The organism is Streptomyces sp. NPDC053426, assembly GCF_055585405.1.
This window is the reverse complement of record NZ_JBVJKE010000005.1, coordinates 283177-306652: the sequence shown is the minus strand read 5'-3', so window position 1 is coordinate 306652 and position 23476 is coordinate 283177. Positions and strand designations below refer to the sequence as shown.

The 23476-nt window shown below is 69.6% G+C and carries 17 protein-coding genes and 1 pseudogene; 9 read left to right on the top strand and 9 right to left on the bottom strand.

The genetic code is table 11. The features are described from left to right. Positions 1–340: 340 nt before the first annotated feature. Entirely contained in the window at positions 341–4126 is a 3786-nt protein-coding gene (locus ACZ62B_RS13170) for a bifunctional glycosyltransferase/CDP-glycerol:glycerophosphate glycerophosphotransferase (RefSeq protein ID WP_382051667.1), read from the top strand. Between the two features lie 103 nt (positions 4127–4229). Here the strand turns inward: ACZ62B_RS13170 and ACZ62B_RS13165 are convergent, their stop codons facing one another. Further along, positions 4230–5141, bottom strand: a complete 912-nt coding sequence (locus ACZ62B_RS13165; RefSeq protein ID WP_344564476.1) for an endonuclease/exonuclease/phosphatase family protein — start codon at positions 5139–5141, stop codon at positions 4230–4232. A gap of 37 nt (positions 5142–5178) precedes the next feature. On the opposite strand from ACZ62B_RS13165, the gene ACZ62B_RS13160 reads away from it, so the two are divergent. After that, positions 5179–6324: a hypothetical protein gene (locus tag ACZ62B_RS13160; protein ID WP_344564478.1), complete on the top strand. Its 1146-nt coding sequence runs from the start codon at positions 5179–5181 to the stop codon at positions 6322–6324. Positions 6325–6472: 148 nt separating this feature from the next. Then, entirely contained in the window at positions 6473–8002 is a 1530-nt protein-coding gene (locus tag ACZ62B_RS13155) for an Ig-like domain-containing protein (protein ID WP_344564479.1), read from the top strand. Between the two features lie 64 nt (positions 8003–8066). On the opposite strand, the pseudogene ACZ62B_RS13150 reads toward ACZ62B_RS13155, so the two are convergent. Beyond that, positions 8067–8774 (bottom strand): annotated as a pseudogene (locus ACZ62B_RS13150) (3-hydroxyacyl-CoA dehydrogenase family protein); the annotation flags it as partial. Between the two features lies 1 nt (position 8775). On the opposite strand from ACZ62B_RS13150, the gene ACZ62B_RS13145 reads away from it, so the two are divergent. From ACZ62B_RS13145 to ACZ62B_RS13135, 3 genes are all read left to right on the top strand, one after another. Next, positions 8776–9039: a hypothetical protein gene (locus tag ACZ62B_RS13145; protein ID WP_468720298.1), complete on the top strand. Its 264-nt coding sequence runs from the start codon at positions 8776–8778 to the stop codon at positions 9037–9039. A 94-nt stretch (positions 9040–9133) separates the two neighbouring features. Next, positions 9134–9823 (top strand): hyaluronoglucosaminidase, encoded by a 690-nt coding sequence (locus tag ACZ62B_RS13140; RefSeq protein ID WP_344564144.1) that lies wholly within the window; start codon positions 9134–9136, stop codon positions 9821–9823. Positions 9824–9834: 11 nt separating this feature from the next. Beyond that, positions 9835–9981 (top strand): hypothetical protein, encoded by a 147-nt coding sequence (locus ACZ62B_RS13135; protein ID WP_344564146.1) that lies wholly within the window; start codon positions 9835–9837, stop codon positions 9979–9981. Positions 9982–10032: 51 nt separating this feature from the next. On the opposite strand, the gene ACZ62B_RS13130 is transcribed toward ACZ62B_RS13135, so the two are convergent. The 4 genes from ACZ62B_RS13130 to ACZ62B_RS13115 all read right to left on the bottom strand — a co-directional run bounded on the left by ACZ62B_RS13130 (position 10033) and on the right by ACZ62B_RS13115 (position 17089). Then, positions 10033–12162 (bottom strand): 3-hydroxyacyl-CoA dehydrogenase NAD-binding domain-containing protein, encoded by a 2130-nt coding sequence (locus ACZ62B_RS13130; RefSeq protein ID WP_469690276.1) that lies wholly within the window; start codon positions 12160–12162, stop codon positions 10033–10035. Beyond that, positions 12159–13376 (bottom strand): thiolase family protein, encoded by a 1218-nt coding sequence (locus ACZ62B_RS13125; protein ID WP_468890087.1) that lies wholly within the window; start codon positions 13374–13376, stop codon positions 12159–12161. The genes ACZ62B_RS13130 and ACZ62B_RS13125 overlap by 4 nt, the downstream gene beginning before the upstream one ends. Positions 13377–13670: 294 nt before the next feature. After that, positions 13671–14705 (bottom strand): LacI family DNA-binding transcriptional regulator, encoded by a 1035-nt coding sequence (locus ACZ62B_RS13120; RefSeq protein ID WP_469690272.1) that lies wholly within the window; start codon positions 14703–14705, stop codon positions 13671–13673. After that, the gene (locus ACZ62B_RS13115; RefSeq protein WP_469690270.1) at positions 14702–17089 is read right to left on the bottom strand and encodes a glycoside hydrolase family 2 protein; all 2388 of its coding nucleotides are present in this window, start codon (positions 17087–17089) and stop codon (positions 14702–14704) included. Before ACZ62B_RS13115 ends, ACZ62B_RS13120 begins: the two co-directional genes overlap by 4 nt. A gap of 151 nt (positions 17090–17240) precedes the next feature. Here ACZ62B_RS13115 and ACZ62B_RS13110 point away from each other — a divergent pair, with 151 nt between their 5' ends. From ACZ62B_RS13110 to ACZ62B_RS13100, 3 genes are read left to right on the top strand one after another with little or no spacing between them, the layout of a single operon-like run. Next, positions 17241–18557 (top strand): ABC transporter substrate-binding protein, encoded by a 1317-nt coding sequence (locus tag ACZ62B_RS13110; RefSeq protein ID WP_344556631.1) that lies wholly within the window; start codon positions 17241–17243, stop codon positions 18555–18557. Beyond that, positions 18557–19510 carry a carbohydrate ABC transporter permease gene (locus ACZ62B_RS13105; RefSeq protein WP_469690267.1) on the top strand — a complete coding sequence of 318 codons (954 nt, stop codon included), beginning with the start codon at positions 18557–18559 and terminating at the stop codon, positions 19508–19510. The genes ACZ62B_RS13110 and ACZ62B_RS13105 overlap by 1 nt, the downstream gene beginning before the upstream one ends. After that, entirely contained in the window at positions 19507–20337 is an 831-nt protein-coding gene (locus ACZ62B_RS13100; RefSeq protein WP_344556618.1) for a carbohydrate ABC transporter permease, read from the top strand. Before ACZ62B_RS13105 ends, ACZ62B_RS13100 begins: the two co-directional genes overlap by 4 nt. 39 nt (positions 20338–20376) lie before the next feature. Here ACZ62B_RS13100 and ACZ62B_RS13095 read toward each other — a convergent pair whose 3' ends face one another. The 3 genes from ACZ62B_RS13095 to ACZ62B_RS13085 all read right to left on the bottom strand — a co-directional run bounded on the left by ACZ62B_RS13095 (position 20377) and on the right by ACZ62B_RS13085 (position 23427). Then, the gene (locus ACZ62B_RS13095) at positions 20377–21666 is read right to left on the bottom strand and encodes a ribonuclease D (protein ID WP_344556616.1); all 1290 of its coding nucleotides are present in this window, start codon (positions 21664–21666) and stop codon (positions 20377–20379) included. A 138-nt stretch (positions 21667–21804) separates the two neighbouring features. Next, positions 21805–22467: a helix-turn-helix transcriptional regulator gene (locus ACZ62B_RS13090; RefSeq protein ID WP_004923664.1), complete on the bottom strand. Its 663-nt coding sequence runs from the start codon at positions 22465–22467 to the stop codon at positions 21805–21807. 267 nt (positions 22468–22734) lie between these two features. Further along, a complete protein-coding gene (locus ACZ62B_RS13085) occupies positions 22735–23427 on the bottom strand; it encodes a DUF3000 domain-containing protein (RefSeq protein ID WP_344556615.1) in 693 nt (230 codons plus the stop codon). Between the last annotated feature and the right edge of the window lie 49 nt (positions 23428–23476).

The window sequence follows — 23476 nt, the reverse complement described above, 5'->3', positions numbered from 1 at the left end:
GGGGGAGAACCGGTCCACTGAGGCGATCACGTCAGTGGGAGAACTATAGGCAGCGGTTCATGGCTCAGTCCCGTTCGGGTGGCGATAGCACGGCAGAGCGATGAATGCCACATGAATGAACCTTGACCACCTTTATGGGTGGCTTAAGATGTGTGGGACCTGTGGCCGGTGTGGAGGGGGGCTTTCGCGAGGCCGGGGGTGCTGATGGGGCATGGCGGCAGGGGGTCGCCGTGCGCCGCGTATGGGGGTGGAGCGTCCAGAGTGGACCGCTGATGTCCTGATGGGCGAAATGTCTTGGTAGGAGTACGAGTTGGTGGTTCATCCGCGCCTGAGCGTTGTCGTGCCCTTTCAGGACGTCGAGGCCTATCTCGCCGAATGCCTGGAGTCCATCGCGCGCCAGTCGTTCCGTGATTTCGAGGTCGTCCTCGTCGACGACGGCTCCACCGACGGATCGGTGCGGATCGCGGCCGACTTCTGCGCGGCCGACCGCCGCTTCCGCCTGGTCCGCCAGCACGCCCACGGGCCGGGGCACGCGCGCAACACCGGACTGCGCAACACCCACCCCGCGGCGGAGTTCCTCGCCTTCGTGGACGGCGACGACGTCATCCCCGAGTACGCCTACGAACTCCTGGTGCGCACCCTCGAGGAATCCGAGGCGGATTTCGTCTCGGGCAACGTGCAGATGATGAACTCCACCAAGAAGTGGCAGTCACCGCTGCACAAGGGCCCGATGCAGAAGAACCGGCGCGGCACGCACATCACGAAGTTCGAGGCGCTGATCTACGACCGCACCGTCTGGAACAAGCTCTTCCGGCGCTCCTTCTGGGACCACCACTCCATCAGGTTCCCCGAAGGCGTGATGTACGAGGACTCGTGGGTCAACATGTACGCCCACTTCAGCGCCGCCAAGGTCGACGTCATCACGGACGTCGTCTACTTCTGGCGCCGCCGGGAGGGCGGAGCGGCACCTTCCATCACCCAGCGCCACTCCGAACTGTCGAACCTGCGCGACCGCGTCGCGGCCGTGCAGTCCGTGAGCCGCTTCCTCGGCGACCAGGACTTCCAGGAGTACGCGGACAGCAAGCGGAAGTACGATCTCGCGTGCCTGAAGTCCGACCTCATGCTCCACCTGAAGGTGCTCCCGGACGCCGACGAGGAGTACCAGCACTCCTTCATGCAGTGGGCCAACGAGTTCCTCGACGAGACCGACCTCACCATCATCGACGAGCTGCCCGCGGACGCCCGCGTCAAGTGGCTGCTGGTGCGTGAGCGGCGCCTGGCCGAACTCCTCGAAGTCGTCGAGTTCGAGCGTCGTGGCGGTCCCATGCCCGTGCAGCGGCGGTTCCGGCGCTACCTCAACTACCCCTACCTCGGTGACCGGGAGGTGGGCCTCGACAAGAAGGCCTACCGGCTGGACAAGGAACTCTCCCTGCACGGCTCGCTGTCCGGTGCCCGGTGGGGCTCCCAGTCCGACATGCTCATCCTCACCGGAACCGCCTACGTCCGGTTCATCAACGTGCACAAGAAGCACATGTCGGTGAAGGCGATCGCCCTGCGGAACAAGAAGCAGGGCCGCATGACGATCACCACGGCGAAGACCGTCTATGCGCCGCAGGCCACCGAGGACTCGAAGCAGAATCGTTATTGCTATGACTGGGCCGGCTTCGAGGCGCGGATCGACACCACGCGCCTCAAGCGCAAGAACCAGTGGGTCGAGGGCACCTGGGACGTGGCCGCCGGTGTCCTCAGCCGCGGACTGTTCCGCTACCGGGGCATCGACCGGGGCGGCGCGGGCAGCGCAGCCAACCCGCCCTACCGGTACGTCGACAAGAACACACGTATCCTCCCGGTCTTCCTGCAGGGCAAGCTCAAGCTGCGCGTCGAGATCGTGCGCTGCCGTATCACCCGGCACCGTCTCGTCGGTGACCAGCTGGAGCTGCGCGGCGTCTACCTCGGCCCCAAGGTGCCGGAATGGGGCAAACTCCGCGTCACCAGCATGAGCGGAGCCGGGCGGCACGACGCGCGTGTCCACTTCACGCCCGGCGGCGACGGATGGTGCACGTTCTCCGCCAAACTGCCCCTGAGCAGCCTCGTGCCGAAGTCCCGCGCCCACGCCGGGACGGACGCGGACGTCCCGCAGTCCTGGGGCATGGGCAGCAACGGGTGGAAGACGACCTTCCACGTCGAGGGCCGCAAGATGACCATGTACCCCGTCATGGCGGAGGAGACGGCGGACGGGCACTACCGCATGCCGACGTCACTGCAGACCCGGGAGGGCGACCGCGAGGTCGTCGTCCACCGCAACGGATCCGGCTATCTCGTGCTCTTCGAACGCGCGACCCTCCCCACCGCGACCCGGTGCGCGTGGCGGGAGGACGGCTCGCTGGAGATCCAGGGACGGTACCTGGCCGCGGACCGGCTGACCCAGGAGGAGTACCGGTCCGCTCATCTGGTGGTCCGTTCGCGTGCGCACGGCGCGGAACGTTCCGTACCCCTGGTCTGGGACGGCTACGAGTTCCGCTGTGTACTGGCCCCCGCCGCCATGCGGACCCTGGCCGGGGACATCCCGCTCGCGGCCGGACGATGGGATTTCTTCCTGCGCCGCCAGGACCTCTCCGCCGTGGCGCGCGAGGACCGCCTCGAAGACCTGATGGTGAAGATCGAGCAGGACCACATCGAGGCGTTCCCGCAGGAGTACGAGAGGAACGAACGCCGCTACGAGATGCAGGCCGAGGCCTACGACCGGCTGTCGCTCCTCGTTCACTCGGCGATGCCCGATCACGCCCGCGGCCCCTACCGGCAGAAGCTGCTGCGCACCAAGGCCTACCCCGCGGCCCGCCGGGAGCCGGTGCGCGACGCCGTGCTCTTCGACGCTTTCAAGGGCACCCAGTACTCCGACAGCCCCCGCGCCCTGCACGAGGAACTCGTGCGCCGTCGTGTCGGCCTCGAACACCTGTGGGTGGTACGCGACGACCAGGTCCAGGTGCCGCCCACGGCGACGCCCGTCCGCATGTGGTCACCGGAGTGGTACGAGGCCCTCGCCACCAGCCGGTACGTCGTCGCCAACAACCACCTCCCGGACTGGTTCAAGAAACGGGACGGTCAGGTCGTCGTGCAGACGTGGCACGGCACACCGCTGAAGAAGATCGGCCACGACATCGAGTCCATCCACTTCGCCGACCAGCGCTATCTGGAACGCGTCGAGAAGGAGGTGCAGAACTGGGACATGCTGGTGTCCCCCAACAGTTTCTCCACCCCGATCCTCAAGCGTGCCTTCGGCTTCCCCGGCGAGATGGTGGAGAGCGGCTACCCGCGCAACGACATCCTGCGCCGGCCCGGCATGGAAGCCCGGGAGCAGCAGATCCGCCGCAGGATCGGACTGCCGGAGGGCAAGCGGGTGGTGCTGTACGCGCCGACCTGGCGCGACGACCAGTTCTACGCGCCCGGCAAGTACAAGCTGGACTTCCGTATCGACCTGGAGGCCGCGCGTGCGCGGCTCGGGTCCGACCACGTCCTCATGGTGCGCCGCCACCCCAATGTCGTGGACCCGGTGCCGGGCGCCGGCGACGGATTCGTCTTCGACGTCTCCGACTACCCGGACATGGCCGACCTCTCGCTGATCACCGACGTGATGATCACCGACTACTCCTCCCTGATGTTCGACTACGTCAACACCGGGCGGCCCATCCTGTTCTTCACGTACGACCTGGACCACTACCGCGACACCCTGCGCGGGTTCTACTTCGACTTCGAGGGCAGCGCCCCGGGCCCCCTTCTCTACACGTCCGAGGAGCTGGTGACGGCCATCCGCGACATCGACCGGATCCAGGACCTCTACGCCGAGCGGTACCAGTGGTTCCAGCGCGAGTTCTGCGACCTGGACGACGGTTACGCCGCCGCGCGGCTCGCCGACCGGATGCTGGTCGCGGGCGGAGACCTCGAGCCCGGACAGGCACACGCACCGGCCGTCGGAACCGTCGACACCCGGCACGCGGGAAGGCCGATGACCCCCGTCCAATGGGGCACGTCGCAGTGGTTCACCGGCCAACACGCGCCCGCGGGGCTGGTCGGCGCCGTACCCGCCCAGCCCTCTGCGGCACAGGCTTTCGAAGAAGTGATCATGTGATGACGATGGCTTCGCCGGGTGGCCGGCCGTCGGTGTGCCCGGCCGTGCCGGACGGCCCAGGCATCCGATGACCCGCCCCCCGCTCATTCCCCCCGGTACGGCCTCAGCCGGTGCGGGTGTCCACCCGGATCAGCAGGGCCAGGTGGTCGGAGACACCGGTGTCGCGCACCCGGCACTCGAGTACGGGCAATCCGGTGAAAAGGTAGTCCAGCTTGTGCCGCGAAACATGCGTCGCCCGCGCGGGTCCGGGCCTGTCGGACTCCTGGTCGCACTCCCGGTGCACGCGATAAGGCCGGTCCGGCCACACCCAGGAGTCGGGGTTGTCCTCCCCCGGCGGATCCACGTTCAGGTCTCCGCCGTAGACGGTCCGCCGCTCGGGCACCGCGCTCACCAACGCGTTCAGTTGGTCGTCGCGGAGCTCCTGGCCACGGTCGGCCCGGCCGCTCCGGGGCGGACTGAGATGGGCGGCGCACACCCTGATGTCCCGCGCTGCGACCGACACGCAGAGGATGCCGCGCCGCACGCCGGCCGAGGGCTGTCGCGAAGGCACCGTGCGCACGGCGGAGAGGGGATACGCCGAGAGTACGGCACGACCGGCGGGGCCCGCCGTGCCGCATCGCACCGTGCCCGTACGCCCGGCGCGGTCGCTCCATGTGTAGGGGCGAAACGCGATGTACCAGGACGGGCCCAGGTTTCCGCGTACCGCTTCCACATCCGTGGCGCAGGCTTCCTGCAGCAGGATCACCTCCGCCCCGGAACGGGTGGCGAGACGTTCCAGTTCCCGCTTCTTCGCGGCACGGCTCCCGGTGCCCGCGCAGTTCCACTCCCGTACACCACACATGTTCCAGGTCGCTGTGATCAGCGTCTGAGGCGAGGTGGAGGAGCGGGAAGGGCCCGCCGTCTGCACGACGGCCACCGTGCTCACGATCCCCAGCAGTGCCGCCGAGGCAGCCAGGTACCGGCCCTTACGACGCCTGCGTTCGGAGGACGGGGACGGGGAGACGGTGTGCGGCATCCCTACATGATCTCCGATCGGAAAGTGGCACCGCACCATGTCTGATGCAGCAGCGAAGGGACGACCGACGGTCCAGGGGATCGACACCTCCGGTCCCTGCCCCGTCGAGTATCGGTTCGCCCACGCGAGGAACGGCAATCGGCACCTGACCGTCGTCTTCGCCAATATCTTCGCGCCGGACGACTACGGGTGGGCCACCGGTGTCTTCAACAGCCTTCGGTCGAACATCCTCTGGATCCGTGACCTGTTCGACGGCCAGAACACCTACTACCTGTGCAAGGGGATGGACTTCTCCGTTGAGAGATCCGTCATCGGGCTCATCTCGAAGGTCATGACGTCCCTTGGACTGTCGCCTGGCGACGTCACACTGTGGGGGAGCTCGAAGGGCGGCAGCGCGGCCCTCTACTTCGGGTTGAGATACGGGTTCAGGAACATCGTGGCCAGTGTTCCCCAGCTCCGGATCGGCACGTTCGTGCGCGACGTCTATCCCCAGGTCGGCCGCCACATGCTGGGCGAGACGATGCCGGACGACAACGTCGGAGTACTCGACGCGGTTCTGCCCGACCTGCTCACGTCCGGGGTGAACCCCGAGGCCAACATCTACATGGTGTCCTCGCCGCAGGACGAGCAGTACAGCACCCAGGTGGAGCCGTTCCTGGGGCTGCTGCAGCGCTACCGCAACTTCAACTTCGTTTTCAGCGAATCCCCCTTCATCACCGGGCACGGAAAGGTGACCCAGCGCAACACGCCCCCTCTGCTGGGCATCGCCTACCTGCTCGTCGAGGGCATCGCCCCACGTCTGGGCCTCACCCGTCATGGGTACGAGGAGCCGGACGCCGACAAGTCGGGTATCGAGGCCTATCTCAAGTCGACGTCCGTGGTGCAGGAGTCGTTCGCCGCACCGGTCGTCACCCTGCCCGAAGCGCGGGCTGTGCTGCCGCCCGAAGCGGTCCGCTTCGCGGGCTACGCGCCCGGAGCGGTCCGCGTGAGCATCTGGCAGAACGGCAAGTACCTGGCGTCGGCTCCGGTCGGCGCCGACGGCGGCTGGGTGTGGGACCGGGGCAGCCAGTGGAACACGGGCGAGCACATGGTCAGGCTCTTCGCCGTCGACCCCAACGGCTACCAGTCCGAGCGCACCGACGTCCGGTTCACCGTCGCACGGTACGTCACGGTGCGGACGTGACCGGAGCCGAGCCGCCCGCGACGTCGTGTCCCTCCCGGTGACGAGTGCCATGGCCGACGCGGCACCCGCAGGGTACTGAGCACGCGACCTGCCACGGGAGGTACCTGCCGCCCGCCTTTCGAGACACAACAGAGAGTGGAGTCCCCATATGTCAAAAGCACCCCCGAAGGGGCGGCAGCTGCTCACGGGTATCGAAGCATCCGGGACCTTTCCGGTCGAGTACCGCTTCACCCACGCGCAGAAGGGCAACCGCCATCTGGTCGTCGTCTTCGCGAACTTCGCCGCGCCCGGCGACTACGGCTGGTCCAACGGCGTATTCGACAAGCTTCGGGCGAACATTCTCTGGATCCGCGACAAGTTCGAGGACAACCGGAGCTACTACCTGTGCAAGGAGATGGACTTCTCCTTGGAACAGTCCGTCGTCACCCTCATATCCAAGGTGATGAACGCTCTCGACCTGACCCCGGATTCCGTCACTCTGTGGGGCAGTTCGAAGGGCGGCAGCGCGGCCCTCTACTTCGGTCTGAAGTACGGCTTCCGCAACATCGTCGCCATCGCGCCGCAGTTCTCGGTCGGTACGTACGTCCGGGACCTGCATCCGGGCGTCGCCCGGTTCATGCTCGGTGAGGGCGTGCCCGAGCAGAACGTGCGGATCGTGGACGCGCTCATCCCGGACCTGCTGCGCGCGGGGGCGAACCGCGCAGCCAACATCTACCTAGTGTCCGCGGCTCAGGACGACCAGTATCCAACTCAGGTGGAACCCTTCCTGGGGCTCTTTCAGCACTACGAGAACTTCAACCTCATCTTCAGCGACTCCCCGCACATCGCCGACCACACCCAGGTGGCGGGGCGCAACGTTCCTGTCCTGATGGGCATCGCCAACTTCCTGATCGATGGGATCGCGCCGCGCCTGGGGCACGTGCGCAACGGGTATGAGGAACCCGACCGTGACCGGCAGGCCATCACGTCGTATCTCTCCTCCACATCGGTGGTGAGGGGCCCAGAGTTCCCACCGCCCGTGATCACCGCGCCGGCCTTCCAGGAGGAGGTGCGCAGGGACGCCGTACGGTTGACGGGCCACGCCCGCGGTGCCGTCCGTGTGATCGTCTGGGAGCACGGCAAGTACCTGGGACAGACGGACGTCGATGCCGACGGCAACTGGTCCTGGGAGCTGGGAAGGTCCTGGAGCACGGGCAGGCATCCGGTGAAGGTGTACGCGGTGGACGCGGCGGGCTATCAAACCGAGCGGACCGAGGTGAACTTCACGGCGGTCGAAGCACCCGCCGGGGGAACCGTTCCGCCCGTGTCCGGAATGGTGGGCACGGACTGGGGCTCCGGGATGTCGACGGTCGGGCAGAGCGCCGGAGCACCGGTGGTGCTGGAACCGGTGGCCCACGAGCAGGTGATGGACTCCAGGGTCGTGTTCACCGGGTCCGCCACGGACGCCGCTCAGGTCGGGTTCCGGGAGAACGGTGTGCTCCTGGGCGGCGTCGCGGTCGGCTCGAACGGCATCTGGTCGTGGGAGTCGGGCTGGCCCTGGAGTCCGGGCACGCACGTCATCGACGTCTTCGCCGTGCACGCCTCGGGAGCGGAGTCCCCGGTCACGCAGCTTCCCTTCACCGTTATGGACGTCGCGTCCATGGGGGCGAGAGACGCCTACTACGGTGGAACCCACTGAAGGAACGAAGGAGGGTCTCCGCCGACGGCGGAGACCCTCCTTCACATGGAGGTCCGGTCAGGCATCACGCCGGAACCGAGGCCACCCCGGCCTCCGGGAACCGCTTCCCGTTCACCCGCTCGGAGATGCCCTCGCGGTCCAGGTACGGTGTGATGCCGCCCAGGTGGAAGGGCCAGCCGGCGCCGGTGATCAGGCAGAGGTCGATGTCCTGGGCCTCGGCGACGACGCCCTCGTCGAGCATCAGGCCGATCTCCTGGGCCACCGCGTCCAGGACGCGGGCGCGGACCTGTTCCTCGGTGAGGACGGTGTCGCCCTGCTTCAGCAGCGCGGCGACCTCCGGGTCCAGTTCGGGCTTGCCGCTGTCGTAGACGTAGAAGCCGCGCTTGCCCGCCTCGACGACCGCCTTGAGGTTCGGGGAGACGGTGAAGCGGTCCGGGAACGCCTTGTTGAGCGTCTCGGAGACGTGCAGGCCGATCGCGGGGCCGACCAGCTCGAGGAGGACCAGCGGGGACATCGGCAGGCCGAGCGGCTCGACCGCCTTCTCGGCGACCTCGACCGGCGTGCCCTCGTCGATGACGTTCTGGATCTCGCCCATGAAGCGGGTCAGGATGCGGTTGACCACGAACGCCGGGGCGTCCTTGACCAGCACCGCGGTCTTCTTCAGCTTCTTGGCGACGCCGAACGCCGTGGCCAGCGCCGCGTCGTCGGTCCGCTCGCCGCGGACGATCTCCAGCAGCGGCAGGACCGCGACCGGGTCGAAGAAGTGGGCGGTCATGGTTCTGGAGCAGGGTAGGCGCATCGCCGAGGCACCCGTCCAGGAGGATGGGACCTGGCGGGCGACCCACGCTCTCGACTGGCGGCCCGGCACCTACGAGGTCGGGTCCGTCGCGGTGTTCAGCGCCGTCCACTCGGCCGCTGTCCCCTTGACCTTGCGCGTCCACGGCATCCCCGAGGGCAAGTGGCTGCACACGCCGCCGTCGTCCCGGGAACCCTGCTCCGACGCGTGCGACCGCTGCCCGGCGATGCCCGCCTGGTGACGTACGGCACGGGCCGACCTGGTGACCGGTGTAGGGATGTGAGGGATCATCACCAGGAAGATCTTCACCTGACAACCACGATCGGGGAGAACGCATGACAGTGGGACGAAGAGTGTTCCTCGGTGCCTTCACCGCGGGCGCCGTCACCGTCGCCACCGGATCGGAGGCGGCGGCCGCCGCCGAGGACGCGTACACGCCGTACACCTCGCCGGCCTCGTTCTGGGGCGACTCGCCGACCGAGCACGTGGTCACCATCAACTACAAGGCCACGACCGGCGACCGTGCGGCGCTGAACGTGACATCGGTCAACCCGGTGTCGTCCGCGATGTACATCACCGGCCGTGAGCAGGGCCAGCGCGGCACCCTGAAGATCGCGCACGTCGGTTATGCCGACGGGTCGGACCCCGGGGCCTCCGGCCTCTCGATCGACCTCAAGACCCAGGGCACCGCCGCCCAGGGCATCTTCGTCACCGCGACCGACGGACCGACCAAGGGCGCCCTGATCGTCCTGCGGAACAACCCGGGCGTGGACGACTTCGTCGTCAAGGGCAACGGTCTGACAGGTATCAACGTCAGTCGCGGAGACGCCCCCCAGTCCCAGCTCCACGTGGTCCAGGGGGCCAACGCCGAGTCGGCCATCCTCGCCGAGGGCGCGCTGCGGCTCGCGGACGTCGACTCGGTCCCCACCAACGCGCCCGCCTCCGCCGGCGGCGGCTCCCTCTACGCCCAGGACGGCAAGCTGTTCTGGAAGGGCGGCGACGGTACGCCCACCCGACTGGCGTGAGGAACGAGAACATGCAACTGACCCCCGAGCAACTCGTCTCCGAGTTCCACGACGCCGTCATGGAGCTGTACTTCGCCCGCAAGCGCATCGCCGCCCTGGAGGCGGAGAACGCCGAGCTGAGGGCGCGGCTCGAAGCGGCCGAGAAGACCGGCGCATGACGAAGGGGGCCTCCGCACATCGCGGAGGCCCCCTTCAGTCGCGTACGACCGTCACGCCGGAACCGAGGCCACGCCCGCCTCCAGGAACCGCTTCCCGTTCACCCGCTCGGAGATGCCCTCGCGGTCCAGGTACGGTGTGATGCCGCCCAGGTGGAAGGGCCAGCCGGCGCCGGTGATCAGGCAGAGGTCGATGTCCTGGGCCTCGGCGACGACGCCCTCGTCGAGCATCAGGCCGATCTCCTGGGCCACCGCGTCCAGGACGCGGGCGCGGACCTGTTCCTCGGTGAGGACGGTGTCGCCCTGCTTCAGCAGCGCGGCGACCTCCGGGTCCAGTTCGGGCTTGCCGCTGTCGTAGACGTAGAAGCCGCGCTTGCCCGCCTCGACGACCGCCTTGAGGTTCGGGGAGACGGTGAAGCGGTCCGGGAACGCCTTGTTGAGCGTCTCGGAGACGTGCAGGCCGATCGCGGGGCCGACCAGCTCGAGGAGGACCAGCGGGGACATCGGCAGGCCGAGCGGCTCGACCGCCTTCTCGGCGACCTCGACCGGCGTGCCCTCGTCGATGACGTTCTGGATCTCGCCCATGAAGCGGGTCAGGATGCGGTTGACCACGAACGCCGGGGCGTCCTTGACCAGCACCGCGGTCTTCTTCAGCTTCTTGGCGACGCCGAACGCCGTGGCCAGCGCCGCGTCGTCGGTCCGCTCGCCGCGGACGATCTCCAGCAGCGGCAGGATCGCGACCGGGTTGAAGAAGTGGAAGCCGACGACCCGCTCGGGGTGCTTCAGCTTCGACGCCATCTCCGTCACGGAGAGGGACGAGGTGTTCGTCGCGAGGATCGCGTGCGCCGGGGCGACCGCCTCGACCTCCGCGAAGACCGTCTGCTTGACGCCCATCTCCTCGAACACGGCCTCGATGATGAAGTCCGCGTCCGCGAAGCCCTCGGCCTTGTCCAGGACGCCGGAGACCAGGGCCTTCAGCCTGTTCGCCTTGTCCTGGTTGACACGGCCCTTGCCGAGCAGCTTGTCGATCTCGGCGTGGACGTAGCCCACACCCTTGTCGACGCGCTCCTGGTCGATGTCGGTCAGGACGACCGGCACCTCCAGGCGGCGCAGGAAGAGCAGCGCGAGCTGGGAGGCCATCAGACCGGCGCCGACGACGCCCACCTTGGTGACCGGGCGGGCCAGCGACTTGTCCGGGGCGCCCGCCGGGCGCTTGCCGCGCTTCTGCACCAGGTTGAAGGCGTAGATGCCGGAGCGCAGTTCGCCGCCCATGATGAGGTCGGCGAGTGCCTGGTCCTCGGCGTCGTAGCCCTTCTGGAGGTCGCCGTCCTTGGCGGCGGCGATGATGTCCAGGGCGCGGTAGGCGGCCGGGGCGGCGCCGTGCACCTTGGAGTCGGCGATGAACCGGCCGCGCGCGACGGCCTGGTCCCAGGCCTCACCGCGGTCGATCACCGGACGCTCGACGACGATCTCGCCCTTGAGGACGGCCGCCGTCCAGATCAGCGACTGCTCCAGGAAGTCCGCGCCCTCGAAGATCGCGTCCGCGATGCCGAGTTCGTGGACCTGCGCGCCCTTGAGCTGCTTGTTCTGGTTGAGGCTGTTCTCGATGATGACCGAGACGGCCTTGTCGGCGCCGATCAGGTTCGGCAGCAGGGCGCAGCCGCCCCAGCCGGGGACCAGGCCGAGGAAGACCTCGGGGAGCGAGAACGCCGGGATGGCCGCCGAGACCGTGCGGTAGGTGCAGTGCAGGCCGACCTCGACGCCGCCGCCCATCGCCGCGCCGTTGTAGTACGCGAACGTCGGCACGGCCAGCTTCGACAGCCGCTTGAAGACGTCGTGGCCGCCCTTGCCGATGGCGAGCGCGTCCTCGTGCCGCTTCAGCAGCTCGACGCCCTTGAGGTCGGCGCCGACCGCGAAGATGAACGGCTTGCCGGTGACACCGACGCCGACGATCTCGCCGTCCGCGGCCTCCTTCTCGACCTGGTCGACGGCGGCGTTGAGGTTCGCCAGCGACTGGGGGCCGAAGGTGGTCGGCTTGGTGTGGTCGAGCCCGTTGTCCAGGGTGATGAGCGCGAAGCGCCCGGCGCCCAGGGGGAGTTCGAAGTGGCGTACGTGGGCCGTGGTGACGACCTCGCCGGGGAACAGCTCGGCCGCGCCCTTCAACAGCTCTGCGGTGGTGCTCACTTGTCCCCCTCGAAGTGCGGGTTCTCCCAGATGACCGTCGCGCCCATGCCGAAGCCGACGCACATGGTGGTCAGGCCGTAGCGGACGTTCGGCTGTTCCTCGAACTGGCGGGCCAGCTGCGTCATCAGACGGACGCCGGAGGAGGCCAGCGGGTGGCCGAAGGCGATGGCGCCGCCGTACTGGTTGACGCGCTCGTCGTCGTCGGCGATGCCGTAGTGGTCCAGGAAGGCGAGGACCTGGACGGCGAAGGCCTCGTTGATCTCGAACAGGCCGATGTCGGAGATGGACAGGCCGGCCTGGGCCAGGGCCTTCTCCGTGGCCGGGATCGGGCCGTAGCCCATGACCTCGGGCTCCACACCCGCGAAGGAGTAGGAGACCAGGCGCATCTTGACCGGCAGGTCGTTCTCGCGGGCGAAGTCCTCGCTCGCGATGAGGGAGGCGGTGGCGCCGTCGTTGAGACCGGCCGCGTTGCCGGCGGTGACCCGGCCGTGGACGCGGAACGGGGTCTTCAGACCGGCCAGGTTCTCCAGGGTGGTGCCCGGGCGCATCGGCTCGTCGGCGGTGACCAGGCCCCAGCCGGTCTCGCCGGCCTCTGCGTTGGTGCGGCGCACCGAGACCGGGACCAGGTCGGCCTGGATCTTGCCGTCGGCGTACGCCTTGGCGGCCTTCTCCTGGGAGCGGACCGCGTACTCGTCGGCGCGCCGCTTGGTGATCTGCGGGTAGCGGTCGTGCAGGTTCTCCGCGGTCATGCCCATGAACAGGGCGGACTCGTCGACCAGCTTCTCGGAGACGAAGCGGGGGTTGGGGTCCACGCCCTCACCCATCGGGTGGCGGCCCATGTGCTCGACGCCGCCCGCGATGGCGACGTCGTACGCGCCGAAGGCGACGGAGCCGGCCACCGTGGTGACGGCGGTCAGGGCGCCGGCGCACATGCGGTCGATGGAGTAGCCCGGGACCGAGGTGGGCAGGCCCGCGAGGATGCCGGCCGTGCGGCCGATGGTCAGGCCCTGGTCGCCGATCTGCGTGGTCGCGGCGATGGCGACCTCGTCGATCTTCTTCGGGTCGAGGCCGGGGTTGCGGCGCAGCAGCTCCCGGATCGCCTTCACGACGAGGTCGTCGGCGCGGGTCTCGTGGTAGATGCCCTTCGGGCCCGCCTTGCCGAACGGGGTACGGACGCCGTCGACGAAGACGACGTCCCTGACGGTACGAGGCACGATGGCTCTCCTCCAGGGTGCGGGACGCTGAGCGCTTGCTTACGGGTCATGCTACTTGTGGGTAACGTGACTGCACAGTCCCGTCGGCTGGAGCGGTGAACATCACACGTCCGGCGGCGTCCGGTGAGGGGTTCTCGCCCCCGCCGCCCTTACCCGTCCCCTCCCGGGGGCGCTGCCCCCGGACCCCCGCTCCTCAAACGCCGGAGGGGCTGACATCCAGCCCCTCCGGCGTTTGAGGAGCGGGGTCTGGGGCGGAGCCCCAGGTTCGGGACGGGAAGGGGCGGCGGGGGCGAATCACGGTGGGGCCGTGGAGCCCCGAGGGGTCAGCACAGGGGTCGGCACGGGGTGAGACCCCGGCCCCTCCCCGCCGATGACGCCGAACAGGGTTCGAGCCACCTCCGCACCGAACCCGTGCACATCATGGCTCATCGCCGACAGCGTCGGATGCGTCAGCCGGCACAGCTGCGAGTCGTCCCACGCCAGCAGCGACACGTCGTCCGGCACCCGCAGCCCCATCTCCGCCGCCACCGACAGCCCCGCCACCGCCATGATGTCGTTGTCGTACACGATCGCCGTCGGCCTCTCCGCCGGCGCGGCGGTCAGCAGCGAGCGGGTCGCCCGCGCGCCCGCGTCCCCGGAGAAGTCCGTCGCCACCTGCCACGCCCGCGTGGCCGGCTCCAGCGCCCCGACCGCCTCGTCGAACGCCGTCGTGCGGATCGAGGTGTGCCCGAGTGCCGCCGCGCCGCCCACCCGGGCGATCCGCCGGTGCCCGAGCGCCGCCAGATACCGCACCGCCTCGGTCACGGCCGTGGCGTCGTCCGTCCATACGGAGGTCAGCCCGCCGGTCAGCGACGGGTGCCCGACGGCCACCGCCGGCAGCCCCAGCCGCTCGGCCACCGCCGGGCGCGGGTCGTCGGCGCGGAAGTCCACCAGGATCGACCCGCCGATCTGCCGGCCCCTCCACCACGACTCCATCAGCCCGACCTCCTCGTCCGGGCTGCGCACCAGCCGCAGCAGCAGCGAGCAGGACCGCTCGACCAGGATGCTCTCCACCCCGGAGATGAACTCCATGTAGAACGGCTCCAAGCCGAGCAGCCGGGCGGGCCGGCACACCGCGAGACCCACCACGTCCACCCGCGACCCGGCCAGGGTGCGCGCGGTCGAACTCGGCGCCCACCCCAGTTCCCGCGCCGCCCGGAAGATCCGGTCGCGGGTCGCCTCCGACAGGCCGGGTTTCTGGTTGAAGGCGAGGGACACGGCCCCCTTGGACACGCCGGCGCGCGCGGCGACGTCCTTGATGGTGACGCGGGGGAGCGGCGTTGCCGTCATCGAGTGGGCTCCACGCAGTACAGGGCGGAACGGGCGGTGTCCGGGTCCGGAGTCTTCCAGCCCCGCACCCCGATCGTCACCTCTTCCCCGGGCAGCAGGGTCACCAGCCCCCGGTCGGCCACCGCCTCCGGGTCCAGCCGGTCGGCCTGGAGCAGCAGGTCCCGTACGAGGGTGCGGGCCGTGACCGTGATCCCGTCCGGCGCGAGGGCGACCTCGAACTCCGGACGCGGGTACGGGATCTCCTGGTCCGGCACGGGGAAGTGCAGCGCCCTCACCGTGCCCGCGTCGGCGACCAGGAACTCCTCCGGACCGACCGGAACCAGACCGGCCGGGACCCCGGTCACCGCCACCGTCCGCCCCTCGGCGGCCAGCACCGGGACCGCCTCCCCGATCACCGTGCCGTCCACGGACATCCGGCGCAGCCGCAGCGTGCCGTGCCAGATCTCGGCGGACTGGTTGACCGCCGCCACCACCAGACCGCCACCGTCCCCGTCCGCCCGCACGGTCAGCAGCCGGTCCGCGTACAGCCGCCGCAGCTCGTGGTAGAGCGGTTTCTCCCGTCCGTCCCCGTCGATCGCGGCCCACGAGGTCACCGGCCAGCAGTCGTTGAGCTGCCACACCACCGTGCCCGCGCACACCGGCCAGTGCGAGCGCCAGTGCTCGATGCCGGCGGCGATCGCACGCGCCTGGTTGACCTGCGTCAGATAGTGCCAGCGGTCGAAGTCCCCCTCGGGCACGGCGAAATGGCGGGCCAGACCGCGCTCCAGCTTGCCGTTGCCGTCGTCCGCCTTCTGGTGGTGCAGCATGCCGGGGGAGTCCGGCGCGAGCTCCTCCCCGGGCAGCGCCCGCCGCAGCGTGGCGTACGCGGGCGGCGCCTGCCAGCCGAACTCGGCCACGAAGCGCGGCACGTGGAGGCGGTAGTCGGCGTAGTCGGTGCGGTTCCACACCTCCCAGGAGTGGTGCGTGCCGTGCGCCGGGTCGTTGGGGTGGTGCAGCCAGGAACCGGACCAGGGGCTGCCCGCCGTGTACGGCCGTGTCGGGTCCGACTCGGCCACCACGCGCGGCAGTACGCCCAGGTAGTAGCCCTCGCCCCAGGAGTCACCGGCCAGCCCCGGCTCCCAGTCCCAGTCCCTGAACCCCCACAGGTTCTCGTTGTTGCCGTTCCACAGCACCAGCGAGGGGTGCGGCATCAGCCGTACGACGTTCTCCCGCGCCTCCGCCTCCACCTCCCCGCGCAGCGGCTGCTCCTCGGGGTAGGCCGCGCACGCGAACGGGAAGTCCTGCCAGACCAGCAGCCCCAGCTCGTCGCAGGCGTCGTAGAAGTCCTCGCTCTCGTAGATCCCGCCGCCCCAGACGCGGACCAGGTCGACGCCCGCGCCGGCCGCCTGCTCCAGCCGCCGCCGGTAGCGCTCACGGGTGATCCGGGACGGGAAGACGTCGTCCGGGATCCAGTTGACGCCCCGCGCGAACAGCCGCTCCCCGTTGACGACCAGGGTGAACCCGGTGCCGTGGGCGTCGGCCGAGGTGTCCAGCCCCACCGTCCGGAACCCGATCCGGCGCCGCCACGAGTCCAGCGCGCCCTCGCCGTGCAACAGTGTCAACTCGACGTCGTACAGCGGCTGTTCGCCGTACCCGCGAGGCCACCACAGTCGTGCGTCCGGCACCCGCAGCCGTACGGTCCCCCGCGTCCCGTCGATCTCCGCGCGGGCGCGTACGCCGCCGACGCTCGCCTCCACGGTGAGCGGTGCCCCGGTCCGGGAGCGCTCCACGTCGACCGCCAGCTCGACCTGCCCCGTGCCGTCCTCGACGGTCACCAGCGGGCGCACCCGGGCGATCCGGGCCGTCGACCAGTGCTCCAGCCGCACCGGCCGCCAGATCCCGGCCGTCACCAGCGTCGGCCCCCAGTCCCAGCCGAACGAGCAGGCCATCTTGCGCAGGTACTGGTAGGGCTCGGCGTACGCTCCCGGCCGCTCGCCCAGCGCGCCGCGCACCGCCTCGGCCTCGGCGTACGCGGAGGCGAACCGCACCGTCAGCCGCCCGCTCAGCCCCGTCACGTCGAAACGGTACGAGCGGTGCATGTTCCGCGTCCGGCCCAGCGGCCGGCCGTCGAGCAGGACCTCGGCGACGGTGTCGAGACCGTCGAAGACCAGGTCCGTCCGCTCGTGCGCGCCCGTCCCGGCGGTCAGCTCCGTCTCGTACGTCCACTCCCGCCGGCCCACCCACGCCACCTCGGCCTCGTTCCGGCCGAGGAACGGGTCGGGTATCAGCCCGGCCGCCAGCAGATCGGTGTGCACACACCCCGGCACCGAGGCGGGGAGGCCGTCCCCCGTGCCGTCCGGGTGCCGCAGGATCCATCCGTCGGTGAGCGGGGCGACCTGACGCATGCACACTCCTAAATCGGTCTACGCAAGCTCAGCGAAATGTTTCGTCGTTGATGGCGCAATCGTGACTTTACCGGTTCAGTGAGTGGCTGCCAGAGTGCCGAATCAGCCAACCCACTCGTGCTCGTCCGCCCCGTGAACGGAGCTGGTGCACATGAACCGCCGCAAGGTATTCGCCGGATCGATCGCCGTCCTCGCCCTCCTGGCCTCAGCCTGTACGGGCACGGGGGGCTCCTCCGAGGGCGCGGACGCCAAGGCTCCCGACGACCCGTCCGAGGTCGAGGGCTCCATCACGGTCCTCACCCACCGGACCGACCTGGTGCAGGACGGGACGATGAAGAAGTACGCGGCCGAGTTCAACAAGACCTACCCCGGTGTGAAGGTCGAGTTCGACGGCCTCACCGACTACGAGGGCGAGGTCAAGATCCGTATGAACACGGAGAACTACGGCGACGTCCTCATGATCCCGGCGGTCATCGAGAAGAAGGACTACCCGAAGTTCTTCGCCTCCCTCGGCACCAAGGCCGAACGCAGCGCCAAGTACCGCTTCACCGACTACTCCACCGTCGACGGCAAGGTCTACGGCCAGAGCCCCGTCGGTGTCGTCCCCGGCTTCATCTACAACAAGAAGGTGTGGAGCGAGGCCGGCGTCACCGACTGGCCCACCACCCCCGCCGAGTTCCTCGACGACCTGAAGGCGATCAGGTCGAAGACCGACGCGGTGCCGTACTACACCAACTTCAAGGACATGTGGCCGCTGACCCAGTGGACCAACGTCAACGGCTCCGTCGGCTGCGACACGAACGCCACCACGAAGCTCGCCGAGGGCGACCCGTGGGCCGAGGGCGCCGACCTGCGCGTGGGCGACACCCTGCTCCACGACATCGTCAGCGGCGGACTCGCGGAGAAGGACCCGACCACCACCAACTGGGAAGGGTCCAAGCCCAAGCTGGCCAAGGGCGAGATCGCCACCATGTGGCTCGGCTCCTGGGCCGTCGTCCAGATGCAGGACGCCGCGAAGCAGGCCGGCACCGACCCCGCCGACATCGGCTTCATGCCCTTCCCCGCCCAGCGGGACGGCGCCTTCTGCGCGGTGACCTCCCCGGACTACCAGCAGGCCGTCAACGTCAACTCCGACCACAAGGAAGCCGCCCGCGCCTGGATCGACTGGTTCACCGACGAGTCCGGCTACGCGGCGGCCAACTTCGCCCTGTCCCCGCTGAAGGACGCCCCGCTGCCCGACATCCTCCAGCCGTACGAGGAGAAGGGCGTCAAGATCATCGACCTCGACGACAGCAAGGGCGGTGAGGTGAAGACCATCGACAACCAGTCCGAGGTCGGCATCTACAAGCCCGACTACCGCCAGGAACTCGTCGACCTCGCCCGCGGCGCCCGCGAGGGCGACCTCGACGACTTCCTCGGCGACCTCGGCGAGCGGTGGGCCGAGGCGCGGAACTCACTGGGGTCCTGATGACGGACACCACCCGCAAGGCGGCGCGGCCGGACGTCCCGGCCGCGCCCGCCGGGCCGAAGCGGGCCGCGCCGGCCCCGCGCCGCACCCGGCTGTCGCGCCGCCTCACCCCGTGGCTCTTCCTGATCGTCCCGCTGGCCCTGCTGCTGACCTTCACCTACGCGCCGATCGCCAACATGCTCGCGTACAGCTTCACCGACTGGGACGGCGTCAGCCCGGAGCTGAACTGGACCGGCACCGAGAACTACACCGAACTCCTCACCCGCTCCGAGCTGTTCGAGGTCTTCTTCGTCAGCGGCTACTACCTCGTCGCCTCCGTGGTGCAGATCGTCCTCGCCCTCTACTTCGCCACGGTCCTCAGCTTCGACGTCCGCTTCCGGAACTTCTTCAAGGGCGTGCTGTTCTTCCCGTACCTGATCAACGGGGTGGCGATCGGCTTCGTCTTCCTCTACTTCTTCCAGGACGGCGGCACCCTCGACTCCGTACTGAGTCTGTTCGGCGTCGGGACCGACCACGCCTGGCTGGGCACGCCGTTCTCCGCGAACACCTCGCTCGCCGGCGTCTCCGTCTGGCGCTACCTGGGCCTGAACTTCGTGCTCTTCCTCGGCGCCATCCAGTCCATCCCGGGCGAGCTGTACGAGGCGGCCGAGATCGACGGAGCCAGTCGCTGGCACCAGTTCCGGTACATCATCGCGCCCGGCATCAAGCCCATCCTGGGCCTCAGCGTGATCCTCTCCGTCTCCGGCTCGCTCTCGGTCTTCGAGATCCCGTACATCATGACCGGCGGCGCCACCGGCACCGAGACCTTCGTGATCCAGACCGTGAAGCTGGCCTTCCAGTTCAACAAGACGGGCCTCGCCTCGGCCGCCGCCGTCGTCCTGCTGCTGATCGTCCTGGCGGTCACCTGGGTGCAGCGGCGCATCGTCCCCGACGAGAAGGTGGACCTGGTATGACCCGCCGCACCGTGGCCCGCGCCCTCGTGTACCTGTCCCTGATCCTCGCCACGCTCGTCGTGCTGCTGCCGCTCACCGTGGTCTTCCTGACCTCGCTGAAGTCCTCGAAGGAGATGGCGAACGGCAGCGGAGCGCTGGCCCTGCCCGACGACCCGCTGAATTTCGACAACTACGTGACGGCGTTCCGGGACGGCCAGATGCTGTCCGCGTTCGGCAACACGGCGATCATCCTGGTCGTCGCCGTCGGCGGCACGATCCTCATCGGCTCGATGACGGCGTACGCGATCGACCGCTTCCACTTCCGCTTCAGGAAGCTGGTCGTCGCCCTGTTCCTGCTCGCCGCGCTGGTACCCGGGGTGACCACCCAGGTGGCGACCTTCCAGATCGTCAACAGCATCGGCATGTTCGACAGCCTGTGGGCGCCGATCGCGCTCTACATGGGCACGGACATCGTGTCGATCTACATCTTCCTGCAGTTCATCCGCTCCATCCCGGTCTCCCTGGACGAGGCGGCCCGCCTGGACGGCGCCAACGCCTTCGCGATCTACCGCAAGGTGATCTTCCCGCTGCTCAAACCGGCGATCGCGACGGTCGTGATCGTGAAGGGGATCAACGTCTACAACGACTTCTACATCCCCTTCCTCTACATGCCCTCCGAAGATCTTGGCGTGATCTCGACGTCCCTGTTCCGCTTCAAGGGCCCCTTCGGCGCCCACTGGGAAACCATCTCGGCGGGCACGGTCCTGGTCATCCTCCCCACCCTGCTGGTCTTCCTCTTCCTCCAGCGCTTCATCTACAACGGCTTCATGAGGGGGGCGACGAAGTAGACATACCTGAGCCGTACGACGAAACCCGCCGTACGGCGACTAGGCACCCGCCGAAGCCAGCGCGGCCACCAGCACAGGCGTGACCTGCTCGACCTGCCACGCGCGCGCCCCGTAACCCGCCAGCGCCGAGGCGACGGACTGCCCATCGGCAGGCTTCGGCGGCTCCCAGCAAACCCTCCGCACCGTATCCGGCGTGATCAGGTTCTCGGGCGGCATCCCCAGCCGCTCGGCCAGCGCGCTGACCCCCGCCCGCGCCGCGGACAGCCGTGCCGCCGCCGCCGGGTCCTTGTCGGCCCAGGCGCGCGGCGGCGGGGGGCCGGTCACCGGCTGGCCGGGCTGGGGCAGCCGGTCCTCGCCCAGCGCCTTCGCCCGGTCGACGGCCGCCTGCCACTGCTCCAGCTGGCGCCGCCCCACGCGCTGCCCGAACCCGTTGAGCGCGGCGAGGGCGTGGAGGTTGGCCGGGAGGGCGAGCGCGGCCTCCACGATCGCCGCGTCCGAGAGCACCTTGCCGGGGGAGACGTCCCGGCGCTGTGCGATCCGGTCGCGGGTCTGCCACAGTTCCCGTACGACGGCCATCTGCCGGCGCCGGCGCACCTTGTGCATGCCGGAGGTGCGCCGCCAGGGGTCCTTGCGGGGCTCGGGCGGCGGTGCCGAGGCGATCGCGTCGAACTCCTGCCGGGCCCAGTCCAGCTTGCCCTGCCGGTCCAGCTCCTTCTCCAGCGCGTCGCGCAGGTCGACCAGGAGCTCGACGTCGAGGGCGGCGTAGCGCAGCCAGGGTTCGGGGAGCGGGCGGGTGGACCAGTCGACGGCGGAGTGGCCCTTCTCCAGGACGAAACCGAGCACGTTCTCGACCATCGCGCCCAGCCCGACGCGGGGGAACCCGGCGAGGCGGCCGGCCAGCTCGGTGTCGAAGAGGCGGGTGGGCACCATGCCTATCTCGCGGAGGCAGGGCAGGTCCTGGGTGGCGGCGTGCAGCACCCACTCGACGCCGGACAGCGCCTCGCCGAGCCCGGACAGGTCGGGGCAGGCGACGGGGTCGATCAGCGCGGTGCCGGCGCCCTCGCGGCGCAGCTGGACGAGGTAGGCGCGCTGGCCGTAGCGGTAGCCGGAGGCGCGCTCGGCGTCCACGGCGACGGGGCCGCTGCCCGCGGCGAAGGCGGCGATCACCTCGGCGAGGGCGGCCTCGTCCGCGATCACGGGCGGAATGCCCTCGCGCGGTTCGAGCAAGGGGATCGGCGCCTCCGTAGCAGAAGATCCGCCGTCGTCCGGAGGGGCGCCTCCGGTGGTGCGCAGTGAACGGTCTGCTGCGGTGTCGTGGGCGTCGGTCACCTGTCAAGGGTATCCGTGCCGTGAAGGCGCCCGTCGACGGTCGTGTTCCGTGACGGGCGCCGGTGGGTCGTATTCCGGTCAGGTGGGTGAAAGATCGTGTTCGTGTGCCCGTGGGCGGGGCGGGTGGGGCGGGGACGGTCAGTGGATGATGCCGGTGCGCAGGGCCACCGCCACCATGCCGGCGCGGTCGCCCGTGCCGAGCTTGCGGGCGATGCGGGCGAGGTGGCTCTTGACGGTCAGTGCGGACAGGCCCATGGAGACGCCGATCGCCTTGTTCGACTGGCCCTCCGCCACCAGCCGCAGCACCTCGACCTCGCGGCCGGACAGTTCCCGGTAGCCGCCCGGGTGGCTCGGGGCACCCGGGGGGCGGCGGTGCAGGCGGGCGGCGGCGGCGCCGATGGGGGCGGCACCGGGGCGGGTGGGGAGCCCGAGGTTGGTGCGGGTGCCGGTGACGACGTAACCCTTCACTCCGCCGGCCAGCGCGTTGCGTACGGCGCCGATGTCGTCGGCGGCGGAGAGGGCGAGGCCGTTGGGCCAGCCGGCGGCGCGGGTCTCGGAGAGGAGGGTGAGGCCGGAACCGTCCGGCAGATGGACTTCGGCGACGCAGATGTCGCGGGGGTTGCCGATGCGGGGACGAGCCTCCGCGACGGACGAGGCCTCGATGACATCGCGCACACCGAGCGCCCACAGATGGCGGGTGACGGTGGAACGGACGCGCGGGTCGGCCACGACCACCATGGCGGTCGGCTTGTTCGGGCGGTAGGCGACCAGGCTTGCGGGCTGCTCGAGGAGAACGGACACCAGGCCTCCTGGGTGCGGGACGGGGCCGGCTCGTGGGGGTGCAGTGGGGACGAACCGTGCTTTCAAGGTCACAGTCGTCTTCGGCAATAAACCTGGTGTCCTTTAACGAATGATCACGAAGTGATGAGTAACAATCCGAGCAATTCGGACGCACGAGCGATCATTCGAAGACCGAACGGTTTCGATCCGCGTCGCAACGCTTCCGAAAGTGGTCGTGTCGACAAAGAGATGGGCGATGGTGGGCGCCGGGAGCCCCGAGCGGGAGGTTCAGCGCGACTGCGGCCCCCTCCGCTGCGGCAGCGTCACCACGGACGCGTCCCCGGCGGCGGCCGGCGGCAGCCCCGCGACCTGCGCCAGCAGATCGGACCACGCCACCAGATGGGCGGCCGTGTCCGGGGCCCCGCCCAGGCCCTCACGGGGCGTCCAGGAGGCCCGGATCTCGATCTGCGAGGCGGCGGGCCGCGCGGACAGCCCGCCGAAGTAGTGGGAACTCGCCCGCGTCACCGTGCCGCTCGGCTCGCCGTACGTCAGTCCGCGCGCCGCCAGCGCACCGGTCAGCCAGGACCAGCACACGTCCGGCAGCAGCGGGTCCGCCGCCATCTCCGGCTCCAGTTCCGCGCGCACCAGCGTCACCAGACGGAAGGTGCCCCGCCAGGCGTCGTGCCCGGCCGGATCGTGCAGCAGCACCAGCCGGCCGTCGGCCAGATCCTCCTCGCCGTCGACGACCGCCGCCTCCAGCGCGTACGCGTACGGGGCGAGCCGCTTCGGGGCGGGCACGGGATCCACCTCGATCTGGGCCCGCAGCCGCGCGCCGCGCAGCGCCTCGACAGCGGCCCGGAAGGGCAGCGGGGGCGCACCCCCCGTACCCCCCGCACCCCCCTGTCCGGAGTCCCCTCCGGTCTCCTTCCGTCCGTCCATTCCGCCAGCGCCGTCCGACAGTCGTCCCTGAGCCGCAGCCATGCGGGGAAGATTAAGCGGAACGGGCCCCCGGCGCAGGGAGGGACACCCG